Raw genomic sequence first — 20,721 nt, forward strand, 5'->3', positions numbered from 1 at the left:
CCTGCATGACAGCGATATGTCATCGACGCGCTAATAACATCTAAAAATTACAGCTCAAAGTCATCAAAGTCGCTATCGGACAAGTCTGAATTGATCTGACCGACCAGATACGAGCTGATCTCAGTCTCTTGCGGCGCGACTTGCACGTTATCAGAGGACAGCCAAGTGTTAATCCAAGGAATCGGATTAGACTTTGAATTCGGAAAGGCAGACGGCAGGCCAACCGCTTCCATACGCAAGTTGGTGATGTACTCGATATATTGGCAAAGGATATCTTTATTAAGTCCGATCATTGAGCCATCTTTGAATAAATATCCCGCCCATTCTTTTTCTTGCTCAGCGGCCTTACGGAAGATCTCAATGCCTTGCTCATGACATTCTTCGGCAATCTCGACCATCTCAGGATCATCTTTGCCATTACGCATGAGGTTCAGCATATGCTGTGTACCAGTCAGATGCAGTGCTTCATCACGAGCAATCAGTTTAATAATCTTGGCATTACCTTCCATCAGCTTACGCTCGGCAAAGGCAAACGAGCAAGCAAACGACACATAAAAACGAATCGCCTCGAGCACGTTGACCGCCATGATGCACAGATAGAGCTGCTTTTTTAATGAGCGCAAATCAACACTGATCTCTTCGCCATTGACCTTATGCGTGCCGGCACCGTACAAGCTATACAGCTGCGAGTTACGATACAGCTCATCATAGTAGCCTGCGATGTCAGAGGCGCGCTCTAGAATATGCTCGTTTTGCATAATATCGTCGAAGACAAGGCCCGGATCATTAACGATATTACGAATGATATGCGTGTAGCTGCGCGAGTGAATGGTCTCAGAGAAAGACCAAGTCTCAATCCACGTTTCAAGCTCCGGTATCGACACCAGTGGCAGCAGCACGATGTTGGGGCTACGACCTTGAATGGAGTCGAGTAGGGTCTGATACTTGAGGTTACTGATAAAGATATGCTGCTCGTGCGAGGATAAATTACTAAAGTCGATACGGTCTTTTGAGACATCGACTTCCTCAGGACGCCAAAAAAACGACAGCTGCTTTTCAATCAGTTGCTCAAAGATCGGGTGCTTTTGTTGGTCATAGCGGGCGACATTGACCGGCTGACCAAAAAACATCGGCTCTGTAAGCGCATTATTCGGGGTTTGATTAAAGATTGAATAAGTCATGAAACTGCCTTTTTAAATATCTAGTTGATTGATATATTGATATAAACATAAATACATTCTACAGGGTGTCTTACCCAATAACCTACAAGTTCTCCAAAGATATCTGCCCTTCGTTGACATAAGCTTTGAGCATCTCGCTAAGCTCACCGTCATCCAAAGCTTCCAATTCATCGATAGCGCTTTTACGCTGCGGGCTTAATCCTTCGTCTTGAGGCAGTTTTGCCGCTGTTTTTTTAGTGACACGCTTTGCTGGTTTTTTCGCGGCTTTTGCGACCTCTTTTTTTGTGCTTTCTTGATTTGAGGCAACGCTTGGGTTCAATTGCTCGCGCACCGCTTCGATATCGACTTCTATTTGTACGATGTGCGAGCTACCATCATTAATATCTGAAAATACGTTAGGGATAAACAAACCACCGTCTTTGATGATTGCGGTATAGTGCACGTCTATGACCTCCGTCATTTTTATTCTTTATGTGTTGCGATTATAGCGGTAAAGTTAAAGGGTTTTTTTGATTGTACTTAAGCTATGGCTGGCGTACTGCAAGGCTTTCATATACCTTATTGTTTTCTCTTTTGCCTACGGCTAGTACATAAACGACCACTACATCATCTTTGACGCTATAGACCAAACGATAGCCTACAGCACGCAATTTGATTTTATAGGTATCTGGATGTCCAGAGAGTTTTGATGCAGGCACACGCGGATTTGCTAGTCACTGCTGCAGCTTTTTTTTAAACTGCTGCTGAATACTGGGCGCGAGCTTTTTCCATTCTTTTAATGCTAACGGATGAAACTCAAGACTATAAGTCATCCAAGGTAACCTTTATCGGTGTCTGCCCGTCATTCATGCGAGCATTAACGGTTTGACTTAATGCCATATCATCCATCGCTTCCATCATACGCTCGTACATGTCTGTGGAAACTAAGTAAGCCACGGGTTTATTGTGATTTAAAATAGCAACAGACTCACCATCCGACTGTTTAATCAGTGCCGAAGGGTTGGTCTTTAACTCTGAGATACTGGCTGTCTGTGTCGCAAATATCGGTTGCATGATTCATTCCTCGCTAATATTATGTCCTAAATATAGGGCTAATTTTAGCACGAAAATTAGGTCTTACTTGTCACTGTGTTAAATTAAATATTTTAGTAGCCAATCCCGCCTACCGCTTGTATCTGTCTAGTTGCTATTATCATCAGCAGAATAGTTGCTACAGAATTTGCGAAAATGCAAATTCTCTTGCGCTCGGACGAAGAAGTGCTTCGTTATTTCCTCGCTCAGGGCTAAAAATCTTTGTAGGGCGTCTTTCTTTTTTCTTAACGACTCTTCTGATTGGGCGCACCCTACAAAATATTCGCTTTCTATGCCTTTGAGTAGGTTGGTGTCGAGGTACGAGACCCAACAAGGACTCAAACCGTTGGGTTTCCTTCGTCAACCCAACCTACGTGCTATGACTCTTTTACATAATCAGACTCTTGACCATTCCAACCACACTCTACACAAATACCATCTTGGAAGTTATGACTACAGCTTGGATAGCCATAAAGTTTGTGAGCGCAACTAGGGCATAAACTTGCCATCTTTGAGCTAAGTGTAAAGTATGATGATTGACACTCATCACAGATGCTATTTGCTCTATTCATGATTTGATTCAAAGCCCAATATGTTGACGTAATAGACGTAGGGTATGCCTCGTGCACCTTTATACACAATTTCTATATCATCGGTGCGCTGGGCGAACCCTACACCCTATAATTTCAGCTTCCTTTCCAGTGGTAAGCCTACACCTTTAGGAAACGGTTCTTCACCAATTAAATAGCAATCTTTGTCAAATTCGTAAGGTATGGCAGCGAGACTTCCATCAAATAGTCTTCTCACAATATGTCCATCCAACTTTTTCTTATAAAAACTAGGTAGTCCTCCTGTATAGACATTTCCTAGGAAAGCTAAAGTAAACTCTGCTAAATACTTTGGATACTTATCGCTAGGATATAAAACAGTTAAACTTAAGGCACCAGAAAATGTGACTACTAATGGACAAGTTTTTTTATTTAGTTCTAGCTTGAAATTACCCAGAAGAAAAATCAAACAAAACATAAATTCTCTGAAAGATGGGCTATGTATATGTCTAGAGGATGGATAAATTTCCACCATTCCAAAAACCGAATACAATTCATCTAAGATTTCGTTATTAAAGCCTATCGAAAACGGTACTTCTATTGTTGGCCGTTTGCCATCCAACATATCATCAGTGTTTTCTTCAAAATACTTGAGAGCAGGTTTAAGATTCTTAATAGATAGTCCATGGGTTTTAAGATTAGGGTGCGCTATAAAGTCTCCTAACTCTCTAAAAATACTTCCACGATTAGTATCATCTCTACTTGCAGTAATAAAAAGTGATACATCATCTTGATCGAAAGTTTGGCTCTCATATTTTTCATAGAAGTTTTTGATCTGATACTCGGTATATGCATTCATATGATTCCAGTACCTTATAGATAACAATAAACAGCGAGCTTAACCCAAAAGCCAAACCCGCCATCTATCAGAAATTCTCTTTAAAAAGCTTCTCTTGCAAACCTAGATCTTACAAGCCCCGCCAGCACAATCATCTTCCATATCCGCTTGCGCGTCATTGGCACCATCACGGGTGTTATGGTAATACAAGGTCTTCACGCCAAGCTTATACGCGTTTAGCAAATCCTTAAGCAATATCTTCATCGGTACACGGCCGCCTTCATAACGAACCGGATCGTAGTTAGTGTTAGCCGAGATACTTTGATCGACAAACTTTTGCATGATAGCGATAAGCTTGAGGTAGCCATCGTTATTTGGCATTTGCCACAGTAGCTCGTATTGACCACGCAATTTCTCAATATCTGGCACCACTTGCTTTAATATGCCATCTTTTGACGCTTTGATAGAAACCAGACCACGTGGTGGCTCGATACCGTTAGTGGCGTTAGCGATTTGGCTTGAGGTCTCAGATGGCATCAGCGCGGTTAGGGTAGAGTTACGTAGACCGTGCTCGGTGATCTCTTGACGCAAGCTTTCCCAATCGAGATGTAGTGGCTCTTGGCAGATGTTATCCAAGTCAGACTTATAAGTATCGATCGGCAAAATACCTTGCGAGTACGTGGTCTCATTAAAGGCAGGGCACGCGCCTTGCTCTTTGGCAAGTTTGTTTGAGGCTTTCAAGAGATAGTATTGCAGCGCTTCAAAGGTTTGATGGGTCAGGCCTAGTGCTGAATCATCTGAATAGCGCACGCCATTTTTCGCGAGATAGTAGGCATAGTTGATCACGCCCACACCAAGGGTACGGCGGCGCATACTGCCATTTTCAGCAGCTTTGACCGGATAGTCTTGATAGTCGAGTAGGGCATCAAGGGCGCGGACGATTAATTCTGCAGGCTCTTCGATATCGCTGACGCTCTCGACTTTACCCAAGTTGACCGCTGATAGGGTACACAGAGCGATTTCACCTTCTTCGTCATTGATATTATCAAGCGGCTTAGTCGGTAGCGCAATCTCCATACAGAGGTTTGACTGGCGAATCGGTGCAACGCTGGCATCGAACGGGCTATGGGTATTGCAATGATCGACGTTTTGGATGTAGATACGGCCGGTGCTGGCACGCTCTTGCATCATCAGGCTGAACAGATCTGCCGCTGGAATCTGGCGCTGACGTACAGAAGGGTCGCCTTCGTACTTGGTGTAGAGCGCTTCAAACTTCTCTTGATCTTCAAAGAACGCATCGTACAGACCTGGGGTGTCATCCGGCGAGAATAAGGTAATGTCTTGGCCTTTAATCAAGCGCGTGTACAAGGTTTTGTTGATTTGTACGCCGTAATCCATGTGACGCACACGGTTGTCTTCGACACCGCGATTGTTTTTGAGTACAAGGAGTGATTCAACTTCTAAATGCCATAGTGGATAGAAGAGAGTCGCGGCCCCACCGCGCACGCCGCCTTGCGAGCAGCATTTGACTGCCGTTTGAAAGAGCTTATAAAACGGGATGCAGCCGGTATGCTGAGCTTCACCGCCGCGGATAGGGCTACCCAAAGCGCGAATACGGCCAGCGTTGATACCGATGCCAGCGCGCTGCGAGACATAACGCACGATAGCGCTGGTGGTCGCGTTGATAGAGTCGAGGCTGTCACCGCATTCGATCAAGACGCACGAGCTGAACTGGCGCGATGGCGTACGTACACCTGACATGATAGGCGTCGGTAGTGAGATTTTAAATTGTGAGGTCGCGTCATAAAAGCGTTTGACGTAACTTAAGCGCTCAGTTTTGTCGTAATTGGCAAATAGACACATGCCCACGAGCATATAAAGGAACTGCGGGCTCTCGTACACGGTCTTCGTGACACGGTCTTGTACTAGGTATTTACCTGCCATTTGCTCAACAGCGGCATAAGCAAGGTTCATATCGCGCCAGTGATCGAGGTAGGCTTCTAGCTCATCAAACTCGCTACGGCTATAGTCGGCTAGGATATGCTCGTCGTACTTACCTGCTTCAGTTAGAGTTGTCACATGATCGAATAGGTGCGGCGGCTCAAACTGATTATACGCAATCTTACGCAGATGGAAGATAGCAAGGCGCGCGGCGAGATACTGATAGTCAGGCGTGTCCTCTGAGATGAGATCGGCGGCTGACTTGATGATAGTCTCGTGGATATCACGGGTTTTGATGCCTTCATAGAACTGAATGTGCGATTTAAGCTCTACTTGTGACACTGACACATTATCTAAATCGTGCGCGGCCCATTCGATTACCTTATGGATTTTATCCAAATCTATAGGCTCTAGGCGTCCGTCGCGTTTGGTTACTTGAATATTATCAATATGTGTCATACCGCCCTCGTAAATTATCAATAGTTAGTCGTATTACTCAGTCAAAACTGTCCTATAGTGTTATCGACTTCTTTTATTAAGCAAGCTATAACCAGAAGGCTTCTGTGCTTTTTTTAGGCAAAAGAATACCGAAGGCTCTAGTCAGGTAAAAAACCACTGAGCACTACATATAGCGTATTTGTTAGTAAGTAGACACAATATAGCGGGAATAATTTGAAAATGCTATATTGATTTTAGATTGAATTTATGTTGTTGAGGCGCTAAATTTCAGCAAAGAGCGATGGCATAAGGCCTAGAAGATATGTAAAGAATCATAAATTTTTTTATAAAAAACAGCTTGCTTTTCACTTTTGCTAATTTGATATCTTTGCTACTGATAATAGCAGTGGGAAGCGTAAAATAGCGGCACAGATTGTACCCGATAAGCACGGTCAATGCCATAAAAAATCGTCACCTAAACAGTGACGATTTTGGTTGTACTTTTCGATGTATTAAGAGGTAAGACTCGCCAAATAACAGCTTAGATAGAGCGCTGACTCGTTTTAGCCACTTCTAGCAAGAGGTTTGCTGCTTATACCACCATACGTACCGTTTGCGCGTTATCAAGCGCTGCATAAAGCTCATTCACTTGCTCAGCGCTAGTCAGATACAGATTAACCCGCGCTGAATGAAAGCGGTTGGTCTTTGAAGGCTTGACTTCAATAGAGGCTAAGTCGAACTCAGGGAACTGACTGCCCAAAATGAGTTTAAGCTCATTGAGTAATGTTTCGTGTTCGCCTTCATGACCGATCACACTCATTGGATAGTTCATGGGAAATTCCCACAGCTCTGGGTTTTGAATATCCGTTTTTTTACCTTTTAAGATGCCGTTATTAGCGACTAATTCGGTGACTTTGACGTCTCTTTTGCTGGCTTGTTGATCGTTAGAGTTGTTTTTTGAATCGTTACTCATAATGAAACCTTTGTTGTTTTTTCAATATTAATGCTAGAGCCGCACACAAAAAAGCTGAGACTCGCTCAGCTTTTTTACTTATTGCCTGCTACTGTCTTGCCTCTTTTATGAGGCTAAAATAGCGTTTTTTCAAGCTGCAATATTAATCATTCTCAAGGAATGAACGCAAGTGCTCAGAGCGCGAAGGGTGGCGCAATTTACGCAGCGCTTTGGCTTCGATCTGACGGATACGCTCACGAGTGACGTCGAACTGCTTACCGACTTCCTCTAGCGTATGATCGGTTGGCATATCGATACCGAAGCGCATTTTGAGCACACGCGCCTCACGTTCGGTCAAATTGCCTAATACATCACGCGTCGCTTCACGCAAACCTGCAGATGTTGCATCATCGACAGGGCTTGAGATCGTCCCATCTTCGATAAAATCGCCTAAGTGCGAGTCTTCATCATCACCGATAGGTGTTTCCATAGAGATCGGCTCTTTGGCGATTTTTAGCACTTTACGGACTTTGACTTCGTCCATCTCTAAGCGTTCGCCTAATTCCTCAGGCGTAGGCTCACGCCCCATCTCTTGCAAGAGCTGACGCGAGACGCGGTTTATTTTGTTAATCGTCTCAATCATATGCACCGGAATACGGATAGTGCGCGCTTGGTCAGCGATTGAGCGGGTAATCGCCTGACGGATCCACCAAGTGGCGTAAGTTGAGAACTTATAACCGCGGCGATACTCAAACTTATCGACCGCTTTCATCAGACCAATATTACCTTCTTGAATGAGATCCAAGAACTGTAGACCACGGTTGGTGTATTTTTTGGCGATTGAGATGACCAGACGTAAGTTAGCCTCGACCATCTCTTTTTTGGCACGGCGGGCTTTGGCCTCACCAACTGCCATACGGCGCGCGACATCTTTCATATCAACGATTTCCATGTCGAGCTGCTGCTCGTAGTCGCGGATTTTACGCTGCAGTAGAATCACATCATCAGTGACTTTTTCTAAAGTTTCGGCAAAGGCTGGCTTGCCTTTTAGGCGCTCTGTCAGCCAATCGACGTTAGTCTCGTTACTTGGGAAGGTCTTACGAAACTCGCTACGCGGCATACGGCCACGGCGAATGACCAGGCGCATAATTTGGCGCTCTTGCTTACGCACATCATCATAGACATCGTGCATGATGGCCATGACTTGATCGGACATGCGATTGTTCAATTTGAGCATCATAAAGCGCTCAGCGAGTAGAGCATAAGCGGCTTTTGCTTGCTCGCTACCACGGCCATATTCAATTAAGGCTTCTTTAGCAGTAACAAATAAGTCTTCGATCTCCTCGATACGCAGGCGTACGGCTTCTGGGTCGATACCGCCGCTTTCTTCCTCTTCAGCTTCTTCTTCCTCGACGTCATCTTCGTCTTCATCGTCTTCGTCATCGAGCTTGCTCTTATCTTTAGCTTTGAGGACAGGTGCTTTTTCTTTCTCCTCACGGGCCTTTTCTTTTTCTTCTTTAACGCGATCTTTTTCTTCTTTAGCTGCCAGACGATCTTCTTCAGTTTCAGGATCTAAAAAGCCGGTAATCACATCAGAGAGTTTTTTCTCACCCTCTTGAACCTTTTGGTATTCATCAAGTACAAACTGTACCGTACCAGGCCAGTAGGCCATCGCATGCTGCACATCGCGGATACCTTCTTCGATACGTTTAGCGATAGCGATCTCGCCTTCACGAGTCAGTAGATCAACAGTACCCATCTCACGCATATACATACGTACAGGGTCAGTGGTGCGTCCAGGTTCTGTCTCAACAGAAGCGAGTACGGCTGCTGCTTCATCCGCTGCCATATCATCATCGCTTGAATCATCGCTCATCAAGATATCATCAGCATCAGGAGCAGATTCAAAGATCTTGATCCCAACGTCCGTCAGCATCTGCACGATATCTTCGATCTGATCGCTTTCGGTAATAGAGTCTGGAAGTTGATCATTCACCTCAGCATAGGTGAGATACCCTTGCTCCTTACCCATCTGGATTAAGGTAGCTAGCTGGGAGGTGGAATTAGATAAGGACTTATCGTTCATAATTACTCGCTTGCATCGGGCATTGTCATAACAGATATAAAGGCTAAACGCTTGAATTGACCTATAAGCTTAGCGATTAGTCATCCTCTACTATGACAATGAGTTGATATGAATAAGGGCTCAAAAGCATCAATGCTATAAATAAACTACGATTCAAAATAGCAAAAAAATAAAAAATTGGTTCAAATTGCTCAAATCAAGCTGATAACGGCGTAGTTTAACACAGACCTATGAAAACAGAATACGGCTAATCAGCGCAGATACTAGAATCTCTTGTTTTTTAACCGCTGATTTGAAAGCTTATTGAGCATTATCATAGATGATGGGGTCAGCTGCTAGGGTTTTAAAGGGTTTGGCTAGGATAAAAAATAAATTAAGCCCGTCCTAGATCATTTGTAGCGCCAGACTCGTCGCACCATCTACTTAGCTGCCCATCATTTGCGCGGATTGTTCGGCTTGCTGGGCCCGCATCCAATCATTGAGGTGCTGGGTTTGTTTTCTAACGATGGCGAGTTTGACATGATTGGGGTTTTTTATCAGCTCTTGGGTCTTTTTTTGCATATGCAGCTGCAGTAGCTGCATAACTAGTGTCTCAATTAGCGCATCCAAGCTTAAGATATTTCTGGCGTGTAAGGTCTTATAAAAAGGACCCCAGCTACGACTCAGCGACTCTTGGGTACTCGCGGTAAGATTAGATAATATAAAATGCGCTGCCGCATTGGGGTCTTTTGGCAAGTAATTGATACAGCGCTTGATGGTACTGACTACATCTATCAAAGGAGCATCTTGCAAATCCTCCCAAACTAAAGCGCGCATGGCGTCAGCCGAGGCTTTTTGCTGGATATGGGCAGGCAGGGATAAGCTTGTGAGCCCTGCTTGCTGCCAAATCATCTCAATCGGATCTTCGCTTAACGCTAAGGGCTGAAACAAAAAGCACAGCTGCAGCTGCTGACTGATGGTCATATCACCATCAAAGTCTAACAAGGCATCTTTAGCTTCACTGTTTTGACTGCGTTTGCCGCCCAGCTTTTGATAGATATCATTGTTGAGCAGATAACGAAAGCTACTGCCTTTTGGCAAAGAAGCTGTCAGTGTTCGCACTTGCGACATCAGCTTCGCTTTGCCTTCTGCTAAGCTCATATCATAACGCTCACTTAAGTAAGCGAAGATATATTGCGACAGCGGCATGGCGTTTTTGATCTGCTCGCGCATAGCTTCATTGCCGTGCGCTTTAATAAAAGTGTCGGGATCATGGTTGTTCGGTAAGGTCAAAAACCTAAGCTCTTTGTCATCGGCGAGTACCGGTAGCGCCACTTCAAGCGTGCGCCAAGCCGCTTTTTGTCCGGCGCTATCGCCATCAAAGCTTAAGGTGAGCGTCGGGTTCAAGGTCAAAAGTTTTGAGATTTGACTCTCATTGATCGCTGTACCCATAGAGGCCACCGCGCCATAAATACCCGCTTGATACAGTGCGATGACATCCATATAGCCTTCAACGACGAGCCAATCATTAGCCCGCTGCTGGCGCGACTCATAATAACCATAGAGCACATGCTGCTTGTGAAAGACGGGCGAGTCTGAGGAATTAATATACTTTGGCTTGACTTCATCATCGAGCGCGCGGCCACCAAAGCCAATCGTGCGTCCTTGATTGTCACGAATCGGGAAGATGACGCGATCACGCAATAGATCATAATCACGACCTGACTCTGATTGGCGCACAAGCCCTAGCGCCTTTAGTCCTTCTATGTCTTGAGGAAACTCATGCTCAAGGTGCTGCCAGCCAAAAGGCGCGTAGCCTAAACCAAAATCCTCAAGACTTTGCTCAGTGATACCGCGGGCGGCAAAGTAATGCTTGGCATGCGGATGCGTGTGCAAATTACGCTGATAAAATTGCTGAATCTGCGTCAACAGCTCGTATAAGTTGCCGTCTTGCTCACTGGCACTATCAGCACCGATTGGCATTGAGTAGTCATCAGCCATAAGCCAATCTGGCGGCTGTTGGTCATCGATAGGGTTGTAATCAGGATAATCCATAGCCGCGGACAAGTCGCTAGTATAGTTATCAAAATAATCACTACTTGCGTGGCTGGCATAGAATGCATCATCGTTATGATAGTCAGGCGCGGTATCAGAAGTTTGCTGCACCGGCGAAGATGTGTTGTCCACTACCTTTGGAGGCATAGGCTGAGCAGTAGGCCTCGGCTTGCTGCGCTGGTAGCTGACGTTTTTTTGCTCGTCTTTCGGGACTTCGATGCCGGTCTGCTTAGACAGCTCGTCAACCGCTTCCATAAAAGTGAGGTTTTCATAATCGCGCAAAAAACTAATCGCATTGCCGCCGACGCTACAACCAAAGCAGTGGTAGATGTTTTTTTGTGGATTGACATAAAAAGAAGGCGATTTTTCACCATGAAAAGGGCAGCAGCCTTTAAACTCGCTACCTGCTCGTTTGAGCGTAGTATGCCGACCAATCATGCTGATCAAGTCAGCTTGGCTATTTAATTGCTCGAGAATATGGTTAGGAATACTCATAAGGATAAATATTTTAGCACAGAGACTGAGCAAGGTTATGCTCAGCTTTTAATTTTGGTGAAATATTTAGAGGTGGCTTTACTCATACCTCATCATGAAGCGCGCTAGTATTTAATATTAGCTTAAAATAAATAAGGCCAACGATAGCGTTGACCTTATTTATTTGCATTTTTATCTACTGACATCGTACTTTGATACAGTACTAGTCAGCTGGTTATATCAGTAAGCCGACTATTCAGTGTCTTCTTCGATGACATCCGTATCGGCAGGCGTGAGCTGAATACGCTCGCTAGTATTGTCATCAGGTAGGGTTGCGCGGCGCACAGGATTGGTGGTTTGCGGATTAACAATAGCGGATCTGGCAGTAGAGCCGGTGCTTGCTTGGTCAGTGATGCGCTCGCTTTCATTTTCAGGCAGACCTAGACCGATATTGACACCGCGATTGTCGCCGGTGACTAGGTTGCTTGAAGAAGCATTAGCATTGCTGGCAGCAGCATTGTCGCTTGGCAGGCGTAGCTGAGTGGCGCTACGAATGATCTGCTCTTTGGTTGCGCCAGTATATTGATCCGTCGCTATCGAGGACTCGCTAATACCTGCGCGACCAAGCTTACCAAAGGTTAGCTTGTTTAACCAAGAGCTATCACGTTTGGTATTGAGCTTAACGCGGCCATCATTGGTCAGCCAGTTTGGATAGTTAATCTGTAGGAGCGTTTGGTACTCTTGGGCCAGATCAGTGATACCAAGCTTTTGATGCGCGTAAGCCAAGATAGCTAGCGCTTCAGGAACAGACTCACTCAATGGATAATATTGTACGACCCATCTGGCACGGTTGACGGCCGCGACATAAGCTTCGCGCTCGATATACCAGTTAGCCGCTGTCAGCTCACTTTGTGCAAACTGATTGTAGATAAAGGTCATACGCTGAGCAGCATCAGGAGAGTAGGGGCTATTGGGGTACTTATTGACCAGCTCTTGGAAGTTGGCAAAGGCAAGACGTAAATAGGCTGTATCACGCTCTGCTTGATTGACTTTAAAGATTTTTAGGCCATCAGATGAGCCTTCCATATTGGCCACGCCGCGTACGTAATAGGCGTAACTGACTTGCGGATTAGAAGGATAAAGACGAATGAACTGCTCGGCGCTGGCAGCAGCGAGCTCATAGCTGCCACTAGCGTACTGGGCATACATCACATCGAGCAGTGCTTGCTCTGCATAAGGACCGGTAGGATAAAAAGTGCGCAAGTTATTTAAGTCTTCGATGGCTTGGTTGTAACGACCTTTGTCGATTTCTGCAATCGCATCATTATAATAAGCTTGTTCAGACTTTTCGGCCGTCTCGACGGCGTCTACGTCATCGCCTGTTAGGTTTTTAAAAGTCTGGCAGCCAGCCAAGCTCACACTTAAGGTAAGCAAGGTCATTGAAGATAGTTTGATAAACGTGTTGCCTACAGGGCGCATACTTCTCTCCGCACAAAAGGCATAATAGCAGCGACGCTACTATGCAACATAACAGGTTAATAATAAAAGTCAGTAGTAGCACCAATCGATAGGCTACTAGCAAAAGTTCTGCCTACTTTATAGAATAATACAAGCTTCGTCTATTTTTTCACGGTTTATTTTCGCAAGCTGAGCGATTTTGCTGACTATAAAGTTGGCTCTAAACCATACTCGGCTCCAAATAAACTACAGCAAAGTGATTATCAATTATATCACTAAGTTTAATTTAAAACAGATAACTGAGTGATGCTGTAGGGTCTGAGCATTTGCCATGCTACAATATAGCCCTAATTAACGGATACTTTATTTTGATAGCTAGCGCGCTAAATTATCAAATAACTGTCTACATTTCTATAAAGTGCACTATGGTGACTTTACGACGACTGAATATGCTATGAATGATAATGCCACAAGTACAACACTAAATGCCGATAATGAGATGATTGAAAACGAAGCAGCGTTAGCAGAATTCGATGAGGACTCTCTTGCTGATGATGGTCTTATGGATGAAGAAATAGAAGACGATGATGAATCAGGCGATGAGGATCAAAGCTCTCAACTGCCAGGTCAACGCGTATTAGAGGTCATCGATGTGACGCATACCGTGACTGAAAAAGAGTCAGGCCTACGTATCGATAAGCTTGCTTCACAAGTCTTCACTGATTTCTCGCGCGGGCAGCTTCAAGGCTGGATCGCTGACGGTAGCTTACTGTGCAATGGCAAAGTAGAAAGGCCCAAATACCGCGTTAAGACTGCTGATGTATTGCATTTGTCCACGACGCTGCAGCAGCATAGTGAAGATCAGCCAGAGAATATCGCCATCGAAGTCGTCTATGAGGATGAGGCGGTACTCGTCATCAATAAGCCGGTTGGTATGGTGGTGCATCCAGGCGCTGGTAATCAAACCGGCACGTTAGTGAACGCATTATTATATCACTACCCGCAGCAGCACCATTTGCCGCGCGCAGGACTTGTGCACCGTATCGACAAGGATACCTCAGGGCTGCTATTGATCGGTAAAACAAAACCGGCACAAATGGCGCTAATGGAGCAGCTCAAAGATAAAAGTGTCTATCGCCATTACCAATGTGTGGTTGCCGGAGATCAAGCCAGTTTAAGGCGGCATCAAAGGATCGATGCACCTATCGGTCGCCACCGCAATCAGCGTACCAAAATGACGGTGATGACCGCTGGACGCGAAGCGGTCACCCATCTATTGAAGATTACCCCGCTCAATGAAAACTACTGCTTATTGGATGTCGGCCTTGAGACCGGACGCACGCACCAAATCCGAGTGCATTTAAGTCATATAGGTCATCCTATCGTCGGTGATCGCGTCTATGGCGGCCGTCGTCAGCTACGTGCAGGCTTAAGCGAAGAGCAGCGCCAAACTATCGGCAACTTCCCGCGTCAAGCTTTGCATGCTTATGCCTTAGGGTTTGTGCATCCGATAACTGATGAAGACATCGAAGTCACCGTGCCGATACCGAAAGATATGCAGCAGCTCATAGCGGTGCTAAGCGACGATTATGGTTTGGAATAATCGCTAAGCTGATTTTTGAGCTAATGTGCTGTGTCAATTTAGAGTAATGTCAGTTTGAACTTATATTAACTTAGACTTAGGTGAAGCGCAGAATATGACGAATAAGACAGCTGCTTTAGGCAAGCCACCAGTGCGATTAATCGCTCAGCTCGATGGTGTCTCTATTTTTCAGACAACAGCGCTGACAAAGACGATTGATAGTGATGATGGTGATGATGGCGAAGCAGTTGCTGCAAGCAAGCAACAACTGCAAAAAGGACAGGCAAGCTACGGCGAGTTTAATCTCGGCTTACATGTTAATGATGCTAGCCTGACGGTGTTGATGAACCGTATGCGTTTATTGAGCGCAATCAATGATCAGTTAAACGCACAACAGGCAAGCGCGCAACCTCTAATGGTTGAGCGTGTACACTGGCTCAATCAAGTGCATGGTAAGCATGTCTATGACGTTGATTATAGCGCTGATGAGGCGCATCGTAACGCCAAGCTGAGTATGCGCCCAGTAGATGCTGATGCGATGATTAGCCGGCAAACTGGTACGGCTTTAGCGATTATGACCGCAGACTGCGTGCCTATTGTTTTGTACCAGCCGGCGACTGAGCAGATTGCAGCGATTCATGCGGGCTGGCAAGGGCTGTCTTGCGGTGTTATCAAAGCAACTACTGAACGTTTCGATAGCGATGCCCCTATTATCGCTTGGATAGGGGCTTGTATTAGCCAAGCTAATTATGAAGTCGGTCGCCCAGTATTAGAAAAATTAGTAGCAGGCTGCACTGATAATCAGTTACTAGACTCGGCAACTCTAAATGATTTTGACGCTTTATTTAGTTGCTCAGCTTTAATGGAAGGCGAGATAAGTAAAGACAGTAACTCAAAGCATAAGGTCGGTCGTGATGATTTATACAATAGCGAATTACATAAGAGCTATAAGAGCCATAAAAGTATGGATAAATTATCAAACCACGCTACTCTAAGCACAGAGAATATATCTGCAAATAAAGTCATGCTCAACTTACCGAAGCTCGCTACTGCACAGCTCGAGCATTTAGGGGTAAATGTGGCGAATAACACCGCTATTGATTGTAGCTATGACGATATAAACTACTACTCTTATCGTCGTCAGACCCATCTACAACAGCCAGCGACTGGGCGTATGGCTTTACTCATTGTCCGCAGCAGCTATGGTTAAGTGAAAATAAAACTGTCATAAATTGAAAGGCACTACTGGTATAAATTTTCCTTGCGTGCTGCGTCCCTTCGATGCTGCGCAAAATTCATTCCCGTAGCGCTACAACATTTTTATATTGAATCTACTATAAGTGCTACGGAATCCATAAACCAATTTATTATTAGAGCTCGTATGACTACATCTATAGCCGCGACGGCAAATCTCGATAGAACATCTAACTTATCCATAGCGGTTGTTTATCACAGTAATTATGGACACACCAAGCGCGTTGCTGAAGCCATTGTTACAGGTGCTCGTCAGCAGTTGGCAGAAACACAAGTAAAAGCTATCGATGTCCATGATGTCGATTGGGACTTTTTGGATCAAGCCGATCTCATTGTGTTTGGTAGTGCGGTGTATATGGGCAGCTTGACTGCCGGACTCAAGATATTTATGGAAGAGACCTCAAAGCGTTGGTTCCATCGTCAGTGGGAAGGCAAGTGGGCGGCAGGCTTTGCCAACTCAGGTGGACTGAGCGGCGATAAGCTTGCGGTACTACAACAAATCAATCTATATTGTATGCAGCATGGGATGAACTGGATTGGCTTGCCGCTTATGCCGACAGGACACGGTGAGAATGATCTAAACCGTCTATCGAGCTATTTGGGCTTAATGACGCAATCTGCTGATGGGCCACCGGAGGAAACGCCTGGCAAGGGTGATATAGATACTGCGATATGGTTTGGCAACCACTTAGCCAAAACTATTATCAAGCACCAACCGGCAAATGATTGATAATAAATAACAGCCCACCACGCGGCTAGACAAATAAGTAAGAAGGCGGATATCTCATTGATATCCGCCTTCTTGTTTGTGACGCTTGTGACGTTTATGCCATTTATGCCAATGTCTAAGAAGTGGTTTTGAGCAATTGTCTAAAATTTAGGTTAAAACGCTAAGCTAAAGTTATGGCTGAGCGTAGGCACTGTAAGAGATGACAGGAATGGGGCTAGCACCGAACTGCATAGACTGGCAACCGCTTTGCAGCGCTGCAGATACAACGACCGCACTTAGGGTAAGCGCGCGGATAGCGGTGGCTTTGAAGATCGCTTTCAAAATAATGAGTCTCTTAAAGTTTAACAACAATAGATAAAGTATACCTGATAGCAGTAGAAATGGGGTATTTGCTATTAAAACAAAACGTTTGTACAGAGGTGGACTATATAAACTAGTCTAACTTTTGTAAAGTATTTAAACGAATACGTTAATAAACTAGCAATACTGCAGAAATAATATAAAGTTGACTCATAAGGTATTAAATAACGCTGACACGGCTCAGTATGCAAATGCGATAGCTTTTAAGAGCATTATATTCAAAGCATCATATTGACAACCCTGGGCTGCTTCATCAACGCAAAACAACGAATTAAAAATCAAGCTGCTAGCTATACGAGGATATTATGAAGCCACTTTATCTGATGCTATCGATGTTTGCTATCGGTCTCACTTCTACCGCCGCATTAGCTGAAGCTACAAGTATTCCTGATGCTGCAAGCCTACCTAATATCAGTCCTGCCAATAGCGATCTAGTTAACCGCGGTGCGTATATTGCCCGCGCTGCTGATTGTATGGCCTGCCACGGCGATGACTACGTCGGCGGTAACGCGATTGAAACACCGATGGGTGATATTTATTCCACTAATATTACGCCCTCAAAACAGTATGGTATCGGTAAATATACTGAAAAAGATCTAAAAAATGCGCTGAAAAAAGGCCGCGCGCCTAATCATATGATTTATCCTGCTATGCCATATCCTTCTTATAGCGGCATGACGGATGAAGACATCAGCGCCTTATTCGCTTATCTACAAACCGTACCAGCTTATGATGAAGCCCCTGATTATAAAACCAGCTTGCCTTTCCCCTTTAACTTTCGCTTCTTAATGCTCGGCTGGAATGTACTCAATGTGCCTTCTACTGAAAATCGTGAAGGTCTGAGCGCAACCCAAGAGCGCGGTGAGTATTTGGTTAATAACCTTGGTCACTGCGGTACCTGTCATACGCCGCGTAACAGTACCATGGGCTTTGATAAAGATAACTACTTATCTGGTGCCGAGCTTGGCAATTGGTATGCGCCTAATATTACGCCAGATGAGTCAAGCGGTATCGGTAGCTGGAGTGAGCAAGATATTGTCACTTATCTGCGCACCGGTCAGCTGGATCAGCGCGCTTATGCTGGCGGGCCGATGGCCGAAGTAGTCGCCCATAGTACTCGCTACCTAAAAGATGAAGATCTAGGGGCTATTGCTTCTTATCTAAAAGCAGTACCTGCTGTACAAACGGAAGATAAAGTGCGCCCAGTTGATGCCTCGCGTTTACCAAGCCCAATTAATGAGTCTATTACTCATGATTTGCTCGCTCAAGATGACTATTTGACTCAAGCCAAAGCAGAAGTTACGGGCGGTAGTAACTCTCCTGAAGCGTTATATTTGGCAGAATGTGCAAGCTGTCATGGCGTCAATGGTTATGCCCAGCCAGATGCTCGCTACGCGCCTATCGTCGGTCTTAGCAGTATTCGCAGTGATAATCCTGATGCTTTGATTAATGTCATCGTGCACGGCGCAGAGGGCGCATCCGACACTACGCCTAAGATGCCAGGATTTGAAGAAGAGCTCAGTAGTGAGCAAATTGCTAATATTGCCAACTACGTCCGAGTTAAATTTGGCAGCTTGCCTAGTAGTGACTTGACTGCAGCTGATGTTGATCGAGTGATAACTGCTGAGCCTGAGCAGCCCTTTTTAATCAAATACGCTGGATGGTTGGCTGCTCTGGGCATCATCGTTGCTATCGTGATTATTTTCTTTATTATTCGAGCCATTATACGCTCAAGACGTAATCACTAAGATGGACTTCGATGCTCAGTAAATGGTTTTATTGAGCTGACGAGGACAAGCTGCCACTGAGCTTATCGACACTGAGCGTCTGAATTATCGCAAGACTGCTATTAGGCTCTCAATACTCGCTCAATATTAACTCGCTTAACATTATGAGTAATACTGCAAATACTAAGAGATTCGTACCTCTATTCTCGTATTTAAAACAATAATAGGGTAAATGACAAAGTAATAACTGATTTAGATACACTCACTTAATCTCTCATACACCCTTATAACCTTGAGATTATTGAGCTTATAAAGTAGGAGTATCAATCAGCTATGAGACAGTATGACCGTCATACCAAAAGGACAACATCATGAAAGATATGCTTCAATCACCAACCCGTCGCCAACTGCTCTCAATGATCGGCAAGACTGCTGGAGCCACGGCTATGTATCAGGCCATGACTACGTTAGGGTTTGCCTCAGAGTCTAGTTTTAAAGAAACGGTTGATCTCAAAGGCGCTCCTCCGGGCGCGAGTATCGTCATCCTTGGAGCCGGTCTTGGCGGACTGACCGCAGCTTATGAGTTACGTAAAGCCGGTTATGATGTCAAAGTACTTGAATATCAAAATCGCGGCGGTGGCCGGAGTTGGACGCTGCATAGCGGTGATAAATATACAGAGCTTGGCGGTGAAGAGGTGACTTGTGATTTTGCAGAGGGTAACTATTTTAATGGTGGACCTTGGCGTCTGCCTAGTCACCATTATGCCGTCTTTCATTATTGCAAAGAGTTTGGCGTAGAGATGCAGCCCTTTATTCAGACCAATGATCGTGCTTACCTACATCGTACGACTCATTTTAATGGTGCACCGCAGCGTCTGGGCGATGTAAAAAACGATATTCAAGGTAATTTGGCAGAACTACTATCAAAATCAGTGAATGTCGGCGGCCTTGATCGCTCAGTGAATACAGAAGATAAAGAGAAACTGCTTGAGGGTCTAAAGGGTTGGGGCGTGCTTGATAAAGACTATCGCTACCGTCCTAGTCATGCGACCACTAAGCATCGCGGCTATAGCGTCTTTCCAGGTGGCGGCTTGATGCCAAATGCCCAGCCCTCAAAGCCTTTACCTATCACTGAGATATTAGACTCAGGTATGTGGGCAGATATTTATAGTAACCACATGACTTACGGCCATCAGCCAACGATGTTTCAGCCTGTAGGCGGTATGGGCAAAATCGGCGATGCTTTTACTCGCGAATGCCGCGATATGATCGAATTCAATGCCAAAGTCACTAAGATTAACCAAGACGACACTGGGGTGACTGTAGATTATGTCGATAGTAATAGCCCTGATGGCGCTACCAAATCGGTACGCGCAGACTGGTGTATCTGTAATATACCGCTTACGGTATTGACTCAGCTCGATATCAATGTCTCACAGCCTATGAAACAAGCGATGGCAGCGGTACCTTATGAGACGTCTTATAAAGTTGGTTTGGAGTTTAATCGCCGCTTTTGGGAAGAAGATGAGTGGATCTATGGTGGTCTAACTTATACCGATATGCCTATTGCACAGATTGCTTATCCTTCAGAAAATATGTTCAAAGATGGCCCTGGCGTGCTACTTGGAGCGTATGGCTATGGTCCAACTTCTTATAAGTTCAACACCCTAACGCCAAAAGAGCGTATCAATGTCGCGCTAGCCTACGGCAAATACATTCATCCTCAGTATCCTGAAGAGTTTAAAGCAGGGACGTCAGTCGTTTGGCACCGTATTCCTTGGACATTGGGTTGCTATGGTATCTGGAATGAATCGACTCGTCGCCAGCATTACGACACTCTGTGCAGTATTGATAACCGTATTGTACTAACGGGCGAGCATTGCTCACATATTCCAGCATGGCAAGAAGGCGCTATATTATCTGGTATGGATGCTGCCAAGCGTCTTCATAAAAAAGCAAAAATGTTAGCGTAAATACATCAATGTTGGCGTAAATGTATGATTAACATAAACGTATTATTAGCGTAGACGCATTATTAGCATAAATA

The 20,721-nt window shown here is 45.0% G+C and carries 15 protein-coding genes and 1 pseudogene; 5 read left to right on the forward strand and 11 right to left on the reverse strand.

Annotated features, from left to right (window positions below; all coding sequences use genetic code 11):
- Positions 1 to 47 precede the first annotated feature (47 nt).
- From nrdB to I3248_RS02505, 10 genes and pseudogenes are all read right to left on the reverse strand, one after another.
- Positions 48 to 1,181, reverse strand: coding sequence for a class Ia ribonucleoside-diphosphate reductase subunit beta (gene nrdB, locus I3248_RS02460; protein ID WP_201602592.1), 1,134 nt, complete (start codon positions 1,179 to 1,181; stop codon positions 48 to 50).
- A gap of 82 nt (positions 1,182 to 1,263) precedes the next feature.
- The gene (locus tag I3248_RS02465) at positions 1,264 to 1,641 is read right to left on the reverse strand and encodes a hypothetical protein (RefSeq protein WP_238062409.1); all 378 of its coding nucleotides are present in this window, start codon (positions 1,639 to 1,641) and stop codon (positions 1,264 to 1,266) included.
- 64 nt (positions 1,642 to 1,705) lie between these two features.
- Positions 1,706 to 1,993: pseudogene (locus I3248_RS02470) on the reverse strand (type II toxin-antitoxin system mRNA interferase toxin, RelE/StbE family).
- Positions 1,983 to 2,234 (reverse strand): type II toxin-antitoxin system Phd/YefM family antitoxin, encoded by a 252-nt coding sequence (locus I3248_RS02475; RefSeq protein WP_223332932.1) that lies wholly within the window; start codon positions 2,232 to 2,234, stop codon positions 1,983 to 1,985. Before I3248_RS02475 ends, I3248_RS02470 begins: the two are co-directional and overlap by 11 nt.
- A 696-nt stretch (positions 2,235 to 2,930) precedes the next feature.
- Positions 2,931 to 3,659, reverse strand: coding sequence for a hypothetical protein (locus tag I3248_RS02480; RefSeq protein ID WP_238062410.1), 729 nt, complete (start codon positions 3,657 to 3,659; stop codon positions 2,931 to 2,933).
- Between the two features lie 102 nt (positions 3,660 to 3,761).
- Entirely contained in the window at positions 3,762 to 6,038 is a 2,277-nt protein-coding gene (nrdA, locus tag I3248_RS02485; protein ID WP_238062411.1) for a class 1a ribonucleoside-diphosphate reductase subunit alpha, read from the reverse strand.
- A gap of 571 nt (positions 6,039 to 6,609) precedes the next feature.
- Positions 6,610 to 6,990: a DUF493 domain-containing protein gene (locus tag I3248_RS02490; RefSeq protein WP_238062412.1), complete on the reverse strand. Its 381-nt coding sequence runs from the start codon at positions 6,988 to 6,990 to the stop codon at positions 6,610 to 6,612.
- 142 nt (positions 6,991 to 7,132) lie between these two features.
- A complete protein-coding gene (gene rpoD / locus I3248_RS02495; RefSeq protein ID WP_201609924.1) occupies positions 7,133 to 9,055 on the reverse strand; it encodes an RNA polymerase sigma factor RpoD in 1,923 nt (640 codons plus the stop codon).
- Positions 9,056 to 9,478: 423 nt separating this feature from the next.
- Positions 9,479 to 11,584, reverse strand: a complete 2,106-nt coding sequence (locus I3248_RS02500; protein ID WP_238062413.1) for a CHC2 zinc finger domain-containing protein — start codon at positions 11,582 to 11,584, stop codon at positions 9,479 to 9,481.
- Between the two features lie 231 nt (positions 11,585 to 11,815).
- Positions 11,816 to 13,042 carry an outer membrane protein assembly factor BamD gene (locus I3248_RS02505; RefSeq protein ID WP_238062414.1) on the reverse strand — a complete coding sequence of 409 codons (1,227 nt, stop codon included), beginning with the start codon at positions 13,040 to 13,042 and terminating at the stop codon, positions 11,816 to 11,818.
- Positions 13,043 to 13,520: 478 nt separating this feature from the next.
- Between I3248_RS02505 and I3248_RS02510 the strand changes: the two genes are divergently transcribed.
- From I3248_RS02510 to I3248_RS02520, 3 genes are all read left to right on the forward strand, one after another.
- Positions 13,521 to 14,624, forward strand: a complete 1,104-nt coding sequence (locus I3248_RS02510) for an RluA family pseudouridine synthase (RefSeq protein ID WP_227675577.1) — start codon at positions 13,521 to 13,523, stop codon at positions 14,622 to 14,624.
- Positions 14,625 to 14,718: 94 nt separating this feature from the next.
- Positions 14,719 to 15,813, forward strand: coding sequence for a polyphenol oxidase family protein (locus tag I3248_RS02515; protein ID WP_238062415.1), 1,095 nt, complete (start codon positions 14,719 to 14,721; stop codon positions 15,811 to 15,813).
- A 171-nt stretch (positions 15,814 to 15,984) separates the two neighbouring features.
- A complete protein-coding gene (locus I3248_RS02520) occupies positions 15,985 to 16,587 on the forward strand; it encodes a flavodoxin family protein (RefSeq protein ID WP_238062416.1) in 603 nt (200 codons plus the stop codon).
- A gap of 171 nt (positions 16,588 to 16,758) precedes the next feature.
- On the opposite strand, the gene I3248_RS02525 is transcribed toward I3248_RS02520, so the two are convergent.
- Positions 16,759 to 16,908 carry a hypothetical protein gene (locus I3248_RS02525; RefSeq protein WP_201602617.1) on the reverse strand — a complete coding sequence of 50 codons (150 nt, stop codon included), beginning with the start codon at positions 16,906 to 16,908 and terminating at the stop codon, positions 16,759 to 16,761.
- 344 nt (positions 16,909 to 17,252) lie between these two features.
- Between I3248_RS02525 and I3248_RS02530 the strand changes: the two genes are divergently transcribed.
- Both I3248_RS02530 and I3248_RS02535 read left to right on the forward strand, forming a co-directional pair.
- The gene (locus tag I3248_RS02530) at positions 17,253 to 18,695 is read left to right on the forward strand and encodes a cytochrome c (RefSeq protein WP_238062417.1); all 1,443 of its coding nucleotides are present in this window, start codon (positions 17,253 to 17,255) and stop codon (positions 18,693 to 18,695) included.
- Between the two features lie 350 nt (positions 18,696 to 19,045).
- Entirely contained in the window at positions 19,046 to 20,647 is a 1,602-nt protein-coding gene (locus tag I3248_RS02535) for a flavin monoamine oxidase family protein (protein ID WP_238062418.1), read from the forward strand.
- Positions 20,648 to 20,721: the final 74 nt, after the last annotated feature.

The organism is Psychrobacter sp. Ps3 (assembly GCF_022129275.1).
Classification (GTDB): Bacteria; Pseudomonadota; Gammaproteobacteria; order Pseudomonadales; family Moraxellaceae; genus Psychrobacter; species Psychrobacter submarinus.

Coding starts and splice junctions, on each gene's coding strand:
- I3248_RS02505 (WP_238062414.1), bottom strand. CDS start 13,042: ATGCGCCCTGTAGGCAACACGTTTATCAAACTATCTTCAATGACCTTG.
- I3248_RS02490 (WP_238062412.1), bottom strand. CDS start 6,990: ATGAGTAACGATTCAAAAAACAACTCTAACGATCAACAAGCCAGCAAA.
- I3248_RS02530 (WP_238062417.1), top strand. CDS start 17,253: ATGAAGCCACTTTATCTGATGCTATCGATGTTTGCTATCGGTCTCACT.
- nrdA (WP_238062411.1), bottom strand. CDS start 6,038: ATGACACATATTGATAATATTCAAGTAACCAAACGCGACGGACGCCTA.
- I3248_RS02510 (WP_227675577.1), top strand. CDS start 13,521: ATGATTGAAAACGAAGCAGCGTTAGCAGAATTCGATGAGGACTCTCTT.
- rpoD (WP_201609924.1), bottom strand. CDS start 9,055: ATGAACGATAAGTCCTTATCTAATTCCACCTCCCAGCTAGCTACCTTA.
- I3248_RS02465 (WP_238062409.1), bottom strand. CDS start 1,641: ATGACGGAGGTCATAGACGTGCACTATACCGCAATCATCAAAGACGGT.
- I3248_RS02520 (WP_238062416.1), top strand. CDS start 15,985: ATGACTACATCTATAGCCGCGACGGCAAATCTCGATAGAACATCTAAC.
- I3248_RS02515 (WP_238062415.1), top strand. CDS start 14,719: ATGACGAATAAGACAGCTGCTTTAGGCAAGCCACCAGTGCGATTAATC.
- I3248_RS02535 (WP_238062418.1), top strand. CDS start 19,046: ATGAAAGATATGCTTCAATCACCAACCCGTCGCCAACTGCTCTCAATG.
- I3248_RS02480 (WP_238062410.1), bottom strand. CDS start 3,659: ATGAATGCATATACCGAGTATCAGATCAAAAACTTCTATGAAAAATAT.
- I3248_RS02500 (WP_238062413.1), bottom strand. CDS start 11,584: ATGAGTATTCCTAACCATATTCTCGAGCAATTAAATAGCCAAGCTGAC.
- I3248_RS02475 (WP_223332932.1), bottom strand. CDS start 2,234: ATGCAACCGATATTTGCGACACAGACAGCCAGTATCTCAGAGTTAAAG.
- nrdB (WP_201602592.1), bottom strand. CDS start 1,181: ATGACTTATTCAATCTTTAATCAAACCCCGAATAATGCGCTTACAGAG.